Here is an 8,281-nt window from a genome sequence, read left to right as displayed (position 1 = left end):
CGATGACGGCCGGCCCTTGCGAGTGCCACCGTCTTCGTCGCTGGCCGAAATGCATGGTCCGACATTCCGGCCGTCGTTGAGGCCATGCGTCAGTTTTGGATGCCGACCCGCTTCAGAGCCGGCAGATAGCCCGGAGGAGAGGCAATCTCGTACCGCTTACCCTTGATCGTTCGGGCGAGATCGCAGGGAGCGGCCCATCGCACTTGTCAAGAGCTTCGATTAGGCCACGGACATGGGCCCGGCACGCAGGGAGCGGCCCATCGCACTTGTCAAGAGCTTCGATTAGGCCACGGACATGGGCCCGGCACCTTCGGTGCGACGACGCCATACTCGGCCAGATGCGCCCGCATCGCGCTGATTTGCGCTGTGCGCTGCCGAACCAAGAGGTGGCGAGCCCGATGAAGCACCAGAATGCTCTGGGCATCCGACGATTTGACAGCCACGAACCGCATTGTCGGTCGCGTCACCGCCGGACGCCTTCGGCCCGAACGACGTCTGGGCCATGGAGTTCGTCCACGATCAGCTTGCGACGGAACAAGAAGATCCGTGTCGGTCCTCGATCGCAGGTTCAGCTATTGGCCGAAGACGTAGTCCGGGCGCTGGAGCAGGTCTGCCCAAGCTCGCTTCAGTCTGCTCCGAGCGGCTTGGCTGAACTGGAACGCAGTCGAATTACCCCAACGCCGTTATCGATCTCGATCTTAGTGCCAAACGCCTCGGAGAGTTCCTGAATTCTGTTCAAAATGGCGTGCCCTTGCGCCGCGGGAGCTAAGCGTGGCACCCCGCGGTTGGCAAACCTATTCAAACGACGGAGCTCGATCGGGTAAAGCCTTATTTCGGCAAGCTGGTTGTCTTCGAAACAGCTAACACCGATGACGCTCTCATAGAACTCAGCGTCGCGAAGCGGTATAAAGCCTTCTGCTGTAGGATATCCTATTGCCATCTCGTGGGCGCTTACCTCAGCATCCGTATCGATCCGCGGATCCTTCCCGTGTGCGTCGAACATGTCAGCACCGACCGGAGACCTTAAGTCTTGATTGAAGAAGTTACCCAAGGCGTAAAAGATCGGTCGGCCTTTGTAGATTTCGATACCCCGGACATGATGCGGTCCGTGGTTTATATATACATCTGCTCCAGCGTCGATCAGTTTGCGTGCAAATGCTTGTTCGTAGTCAGCCGGTTCACGGCTGAACCCCCCCGGCTCGTGCCCGTGGTTTGTGGCTATGCAAAAATCCCCGAACTGCTTTCCCTGACGCACGTTGCGCAGAATATTGTCAACGTCCCGTGGATTTGGTTCAAAGCTATATCCCGGCTTTTCGCCAGCTTTGAATACTACCTCTGCGATGGCCACACGCGACGAGTCTTTTGGGGGAGGAGCATACCAGGGAAGCGCTTCTCGCACCTGCCTTAGGTTCTCCAGCATATCTGCCGAGACCACGACACTTTTTGCCAAACGAAGGGCATTAAGACCTGGTCTGCCTGGTGCCTCGCCGGCAGGATTACACGCACGAGCCATAGGCTCAAACGTGGCCGCAAAGGAAACCAACGCCGCCCTACCACGTGGAGTTTCCAAGTACCGGGCGGCGCCGGCTTGAGCCAGGTTCTCACCAGCGCCCGCATGGACGATCCTGTTTTCATCTAGTGCGCGACTTGTCTCGCGCAAGCCTTCAACGCCCCAGTCCAGTGTATGATTATTCGCGCGGCTAACCATATTGAAGCCCATCGCGCTCAGATCACGCCCCACTTCGGCTACGCTGATCAAATATGCTCCGCCATACTCTGCCTGAGGGCACCCCTTAGACTGAACGTCCAAGATGTTGGTCTCCAGGTTTCCGAAAACCACGTCGTTGCCATGAAGGACGGTGAGGACTTCATCCAGACCTGGGTGATAGCCTTTCGTTACAGGCCGTGCGTAAAGAAGATCGCCGACTGCCGCCATTGTGAATCCATCAGCAATATTAGTTGCAATGGAACCAACCTCATCAAAACCATCGTCCTGGATGGCCACGTGGACGCCATTTTCGCCTAGATCTTTTTCCATATGAGTCTCCAATTGCATGGGTCTAAGTTCAGCTTCACCCTGATTGCGTTTTTCGATCCGCAAGGACCGAACCATCTGGCTCCGCCACTTTGCCCCCCCCACAGCAAAGCGACGGTTGAGACGAACTTGCGCTAAATTCGCTGGACCTCGCGGCCTAGCCTTCGGTCACCTCATTGCGCGGACCCTCCGTGCGGCGGCTGGGCGCCGTCTGCGCCGGGAGAACGGACGGGATCGACAAAGCCGTTTCGTCCGCGATGCCCACCTTGAAGAGATTGTGTCGAGTAATCACCACTTGCTGTTCTCCTTTTTGTGAGCCGTGCGCGTGGTGAACCCGGGCGCGATCGCGATCACAAGATTCGTCTGCCGTTTCTCATAAGCATGATCAGGTAGAACAGGAAGGCTAGCACCAGTGAGAGAAGAGCCTACCTAAAAATGCGGGGAGTGCTGAAATGCGAGTTGCAATAAGTAGGGTAGTTTGAATGCATCGCCGCACTCTGCCGCAGAGAGTGTGTTCAACCGGGAATGGACGGGCAGGGTAACGGAAGGTCTCTGCCGATCGGCTCCGGCACTTCGGCCGCGTCGCAGGAGGTGGACTGTGTCAAGCGAAGTGAGGATTTGACCCACATTGCCTTAAGCAAAATGTTACCAATAGTGTCGCTGTCCCGAATGTGATGGTCAAGGGTATCCCGATTCGGAGGATGGATGGCAAGGCCGATCTGCATGGCGACCGGTCGGAACTGGTGGAAGCAATTGTCGGGCGGTATCGGTCGGGGAGCCGAGGCGATAAGCGCCTCATCGTCGCCGTGACCGGTTACCATCGCAAGCATGCGATCCGAGTGCTCCGTCATCGCGCATCGATGACACCCGGCAACAATGAGGCACAGCCTTCGCTGTCATGGCGATGTTCGCGAAGCGCTCGTGGTGTTGTGGGAGTCATCGGACCGCCTGTCTTCCAGACGGCTGCGGCCGTTGATACCTATCTTGTTGCCAGCGCTTGAGCGGCATGGCTGGCTAGAGCTCGATGCCGCGCTCCGCGGCAAGCTGCTGACAATGAGCCTGGCGACGATGGATCGGGTATTTGGCGAAGGTAGGTGTTGTGGCTCCCGGCGGCCTGCGCCTCGTCCGCGATTTGCGAGAAGCGACCGACGCCTCGTAAGCCATGATCCTCGTGGCATGGCAGGCGGTCTACGGCTGCTTCCGGGGGGGGGGCAGCGCGGCGGTTACTTTTCCAGACCGCCTTGCTAGACTGCGAGCGGGCCAGCCGCGAGGCGAGCCCTCGGCTGCGTTGACCAACAATCAGACGGTGAAGGCGCGAGGCGAGTGCTTCATCCTGTGCGACGGCCATTGCAGAAGGCAAATACCGCTGGAGCAAATGGTTCGAGCGCCATCGTCTCCTGGACCAGAACCTCAAGGCTGTTGATGCCAACCCGAAAGTCGATCGGTTCGCGATACAGGTAGACCCGAAGGTGAGCGCCCAGTCTGAACATGACCCAAAGCTCCGATTATCGCCGCCAACGAGTCCACATCACTGGATTCCAGCGTCAGGTTCACCCCGTTCGGGAGTGACGTGGTCACCTTGGCTGGAGAATACAATGGGCAAACCCTCTCAGACTTCAACCGCCGCTCTTCACCCGAGTGGGCAGCTCCAAATCCAGCGCAAACGCGCTGCTCTGCATTGGGGAGCGACATCCGTGATGACCTGAACCGGAATAAACGCCGATGTTGAAGGACGCGGCGGAGGCAGAGGATGGGCATCCTTGGCCCTCTTTTCCATTTCCGAAGGAGAGGTTGGCTTTGATACCCCATGTCAAGCGCAAGCCGCGATGCCGACGACTCGGCTCAAGGCAGGCCGAAACAAGGCGGTCTCTCGAAGCGGGGCTCGGATCGGCGTCGCCCTTCCCGACCCACAAGCCTGACATGCAGTTTCTGATCTTCTTCCTTTATTTGGCGTCCATCTATCTGGTGGGCACCTCATGCCTCAGCGCACTCAACACCAAAAGGTGCGGCCAAATTCGTGCTTACGGCGAGTGCGCCAGCGTAAGTGTTGACTGTCATTTCGCAGCGGAAATAACGACTTCGACCAATACATTCTCACCTAGATTCGCGACCCCAATAGTCGCCCGGGCGGGCAGATGGTTTGGGGGCAGCCATTTTAGCCAGCCTTCGTTCATTCCACTTTTCTGCGAAAAGTCGGAAATGTAGATCATGGCAGTGATAATTTTCTCCTTGGATGACCCCAACTGCGCGAGAATGTTGTCGATTTTCTCGCAGATTTGCTCTGTCTGCCCTTTCATGTCCTGCGAGCAGTCCCCAGCGACGAGGCCGCCGAAGTATAGTACCCCATTGTATTCTACTACACGATGCATGATTTCGGTTTTGATATGACGAGTGACCATGTTTACTCCGATTTGCTTGAATTAGAAAAATATGCCAATAACTTGGTCCTGCAGAATCAATCGTTAGTCAGTTGATACATAACTGCGGCGGGCCAGCTCCTATCACCTACTCTTCAGTGTGAAAGGTTAGTACATCGGAGATGAAGTACCGCATCAAAATGCGGCTGCTACTGAAATGCGGTCCGCATAAATGAACTCAGGTTGAAATGCGTCCCCCATTTACCGGGTAGCACGCAATGCCGATGAGGCTTTGTCAGGGTCTTGAATATGCCCATTCGGCCCGTAGAGCCTCATACTTCGCGATTCGGCGGCCCTACCAGAGCTTGTCGCCAGCGTTGCGCCAGCGCCGCGCCGCTCGGCAATAGGCCCGGGATGATCGGATGATGCGCGTCTTTCGCGGGCATGCTTCTCTGCGGGATCCGCGCTCAGCCGGCGCCATGGTGGGGATCCGAAGAAAGAGGCGGAACAACTGATCGTTGTGATGCGACCGGTACTGCAAACCTCGCGAACTCACCTCATTCACCGTTCCGCGAAGGACGCTCTTTCCACCGGCTGGTGGAACCTTGCGAGGTGATCCTTGTCACGCTCTGCGATCATGTTTCATCTCCGTTCCGACCGTTCCGATCGTCCCGACCTGGTTTCGGCTTGGCCGGCGCGCGCAGTGGCCGGTCAAGGGTGGCCGAAGGCGCGCCGCGACTTGCCCTTCACGGGCCTACTGCGCGCGCCGGCAGGCTGCAATGGTCGGGCGCACGATCAGGCCGCCTTCGGCATGACGTCTTGTCGCGTCCAACGAAACTCTGTGCCGTCGCACCACATAATGGTATGGACCGGCCACGCTCCGACGGCGCGGCGGCTATGCTGCAAGCGCGGCTAATCGCGAAAGGAACAACCATGACTGACATCGCTCGACATGACGAAAGCGTCGCCACGATCGGTATGGATCTTGGCAAGAACAGCTTCCATCTCATCGGAATGGATGCGCGTGGCAAAGTGATTGTTCGGCAGAAACTGACGCGTGGACGATTGGAACAGTATATGGCCACTCTCCAGCCGTGCCTTGTGGGCGTCGAAGCCTGTGCAGGCGCACATCACATTGGCCGTCGACTGGGGGCTTTCGGCAATGACGTTCGACTGATCCCGGGCAATACGTCAAGCCTTTCCGGACAGGGCAAAAGAACGACTACCGCGACGCAGAGGCCATCGCCGAGGCCGTGCAGCGGCCCCACCATGCGCTTCGTTCCAATCAAGAGCGCCGAGCAGCTCGACCTTTAGGCTTTGCACCGGGTTCGCAGCAGGCTCGTCGGTCACGTACCGCAGTCATCAACCAGCTTCGCGGCTTCCTCCTCGAATGCGGTGTCATCGTCCCGCAGGGGCCTGCGAGACTGCGCCAGATGCTTCCATCTGTGTTGGCTCAGCGCACCGACGTGCTGTCGCCGCGCATGGTTCATCTTGTCGAGGAACTGGCGCAAGACTGGCGCCGGCTTGATGATCGAGTTGACACAGTGACTGGCGAAATCCAGACACTCGCGCGCCAAGACGAGAGCTGCCAACGCCTGATGAGCGTTCCGGGGATTGGCCCGATGACTGCGAGCGCAATGGTCGCCACGATCGGCAATGGCGAAGCCTTCTCGAAGGGGCGTGACTTTGGCGCCTGGCTCGGCTTGGTGCCTAGACAACTCTCCACCGGCGACAGAACGGTGCTCGGTGGGCTTAGCAAGCGTGGCAACAAGTATGTGCGAACGCTTTTCATTATTGGAGCGCGCGCCGTACTGGCGAAGCCCCAAAGTTGGGCCAAATTTGGCCTTGAAGGATGGTTGGTGGCCGCAGCCAAGCGGCTCCATCACAACGTCTTGGCTGCAGCTCTGGCCAACAAGCTCGCGCGCATTGCGTGGAGCGTGCTTTACCACGCCCGTTCGTTTGCGCGTGGATTCGAACCGCACACGCAATCTGCGCCGTGAGGCGTCAGATGCTCTGAGTGTCGTTGATGTTCCTGCCACGGTCTGCGAGGTGACTTGAAACGGATGGCACAGCGGTCTCCCCGGCGCACCTGAAACCTGGATGCACGCATGGCCGACAGAGGCCTGCCACATAAAAAGATCAGGTGTGTGCGGATTACCATGATGGCCGGAGCGCAGGCTCCAATGCGAGGCCGGATAGATTGCCGCGGACCGAAAAAGGCCTCCCCGTTTCGAATTCCCTGCACCGCGCGGCCGGTCCATAGATGCGATGCATGATCACCGCCAACCGCCGTGTAAGCGCGACGATCGCTTTTCGCATGCCGCGCCGCTTGACGATATTCATCGCCCCAAGCCTTTAGCCCACGACCACTTGGGCACACGCGTCAGCAGGACCTGCGCGGCTTCATAGAGCAGCGTGCGCATCATGGCGTCGCCGCACAGCGAGATGCGGCCGACCCGGCGGCTTTCGCCCGACTCATTAAGCACCGGTGTCAGGCCCAGGACCGGGCCGACAGCTTTGGAGCTGCGGAAGCGGCTCGGAATGTCGATGGTTGCGGTATAGGCCAGCGCCACGACCGGCCCGACCCCTGGGACCGTCATCAGACGGCGGCACGTTTCATCCTCCCGAGCGAGCACCACAACCTTTCGGTGAAGGGCGGCAAAGTGCTGGCGTAGCTTGCTTCGTGCATCGAGCAGCGGCTCAAGGATCTCGATCAGGTCGGGCAGGCCTTCGGCGAGATCGCGGATGCATTACTCGAATTTTGCGGCACTGACCATGCCGACCTTGAGCCCGAAATTGCGCAAGATCCCGCGGATGTCGTTCTCGATGGCAATCGCCTTGTCCTGCTGCAGCTTGCGTGCCGTCAGCAGTGCCCGACGTCTCTGGCTGGTCAGCGTCTTCACATGCACCGGGCGGAACAGGTTGACCCGCATCATCTGGGCAATGCCGCGGGCATCAATGCGATCGGATTTGTTCGGCTGGGCCTTTAGGAATGCCTTGGTGTGCCGGGTCTCGATGCGGATCACCGGCAAGCCAGCTTTGGCAAGACCCTCGAACAGCCATTGCGATAAAGGTCCGGCTTCAAGCCCGATCCGCTCAAAATCCCAAGCAGGATCCTTGAGCCCCCGCGCAAGATCCTCCGGGATGGCTCGCCACCTTCATTTCCCGGCACATCTTGCCTGTTTCATCGATGATGCACACCGCCGTCTCTTTCACCGAGCAGTCCAATCCGGCATAGTGTTTCACGCTGCGCTCCTTTCCTGATGCTTGTGGCTGTTTCTCACAGACCACGTTTATCATCAGCTCGAGCGCAGCACCTCAACCAGGCGTCGTCACCAAAGATCAGGCTCCGAGCCGAATATCCCATCTGGAAATTGAGGGCGGAGTGCATCCTTTGCTGAGGAATCAGAAGCCCATGCCGGTTGGCGCCGGCACCAGCAAGGAGGCACCCCATGACGATGAGAATACCGGCATCGATGCGCACGCGCCAATCCCTTTGCGACCTGATTGAAGGGCGTCTTTCCACACCGGCGGGTCGCTCGGAGCTGATGAAGCTTGCGACCCGCCTGATCGTGGAGGAAGCACTGGAGGGGGAAAGCCGGGATGCGGTCGGGCGGGACTATTACGAACATAGCGCCGAGCCCGGCCAGGGTTACCGCAACGGCGTGCGCAGCGGGCGCCTGAAGACGGCGGAAGGCTTTGTGGAATACTCGGCCCCGCAGGTGGCGGGCCGCGACGAGCCGTTTCGTTCCGAGATCCGCGAGCATCTGAAGGGACGCACGGAGGCGCTCGAGGACCTGGCGGTGGAACTGCTGGCACGCGGTCTTTCGGTGCGCGACATCGAGGATGCCTTCCGCGACGAGACGGGGCGGCTGCTCCTATCGAAGAC

The 8,281-nt window shown here is 59.0% G+C and carries 7 protein-coding genes and 2 pseudogenes; 3 read left to right on the top strand and 6 right to left on the bottom strand.

All coding sequences use genetic code 11. The features are described from left to right. Window positions 1-308: 308 nt before the first annotated feature. The 5 genes and pseudogenes from EOA32_RS40185 to EOA32_RS29325 all read right to left on the bottom strand — a co-directional run. Window positions 309-470: pseudogene (locus tag EOA32_RS40185) on the bottom strand (IS110 family transposase); the annotation flags it as partial. A 155-nt stretch (window positions 471-625) separates the two neighbouring features. Next, window positions 626-2,038, bottom strand: coding sequence for a CapA family protein (locus tag EOA32_RS29340; RefSeq protein WP_128373582.1), 1,413 nt, complete (start codon window positions 2,036-2,038; stop codon window positions 626-628). 154 nt (window positions 2,039-2,192) lie between these two features. Beyond that, a complete protein-coding gene (locus EOA32_RS38875) occupies window positions 2,193-2,330 on the bottom strand; it encodes a hypothetical protein (protein WP_189407457.1) in 138 nt (45 codons plus the stop codon). Window positions 2,331-3,363: 1,033 nt separating this feature from the next. Beyond that, a complete protein-coding gene (tnpB, locus tag EOA32_RS29335) occupies window positions 3,364-3,525 on the bottom strand; it encodes an IS66 family insertion sequence element accessory protein TnpB (protein ID WP_128373581.1) in 162 nt (53 codons plus the stop codon). 564 nt (window positions 3,526-4,089) lie between these two features. After that, window positions 4,090-4,434: a RidA family protein gene (locus EOA32_RS29325; protein ID WP_128373580.1), complete on the bottom strand. Its 345-nt coding sequence runs from the start codon at window positions 4,432-4,434 to the stop codon at window positions 4,090-4,092. An 891-nt stretch (window positions 4,435-5,325) separates the two neighbouring features. On the opposite strand from EOA32_RS29325, the gene EOA32_RS40180 reads away from it, so the two are divergent. Together EOA32_RS40180 and EOA32_RS29320 are read left to right on the top strand one after the other, a co-directional pair. Next, entirely contained in the window at window positions 5,326-5,706 is a 381-nt protein-coding gene (locus EOA32_RS40180; protein ID WP_245499419.1) for a hypothetical protein, read from the top strand. Continuing rightward, window positions 5,634-6,392: an IS110 family transposase gene (locus EOA32_RS29320; protein ID WP_245499420.1), complete on the top strand. Its 759-nt coding sequence runs from the start codon at window positions 5,634-5,636 to the stop codon at window positions 6,390-6,392. The genes EOA32_RS40180 and EOA32_RS29320 overlap by 73 nt, the downstream gene beginning before the upstream one ends. A 154-nt stretch (window positions 6,393-6,546) precedes the next feature. On the opposite strand, the pseudogene EOA32_RS29315 reads toward EOA32_RS29320, so the two are convergent. Beyond that, window positions 6,547-7,692, bottom strand: a pseudogene (locus tag EOA32_RS29315) (IS110 family transposase). Between the two features lie 176 nt (window positions 7,693-7,868). Between EOA32_RS29315 and EOA32_RS29310 the strand changes: the two are divergent. Further along, window positions 7,869-8,281, top strand: a 413-nt coding sequence (locus tag EOA32_RS29310) for a transposase (RefSeq protein WP_189407455.1), incomplete at its 3' end; no start/stop codon positions are given.

Source organism: Mesorhizobium sp. M1A.F.Ca.ET.072.01.1.1, assembly GCF_004023325.1.
In the GTDB taxonomy this organism is placed as follows: Bacteria; Pseudomonadota; Alphaproteobacteria; order Rhizobiales; family Rhizobiaceae; genus Mesorhizobium.
Note: the sequence above shows the minus strand (reverse complement) of the source record. Positions and strands in the feature narration are given on the sequence as shown.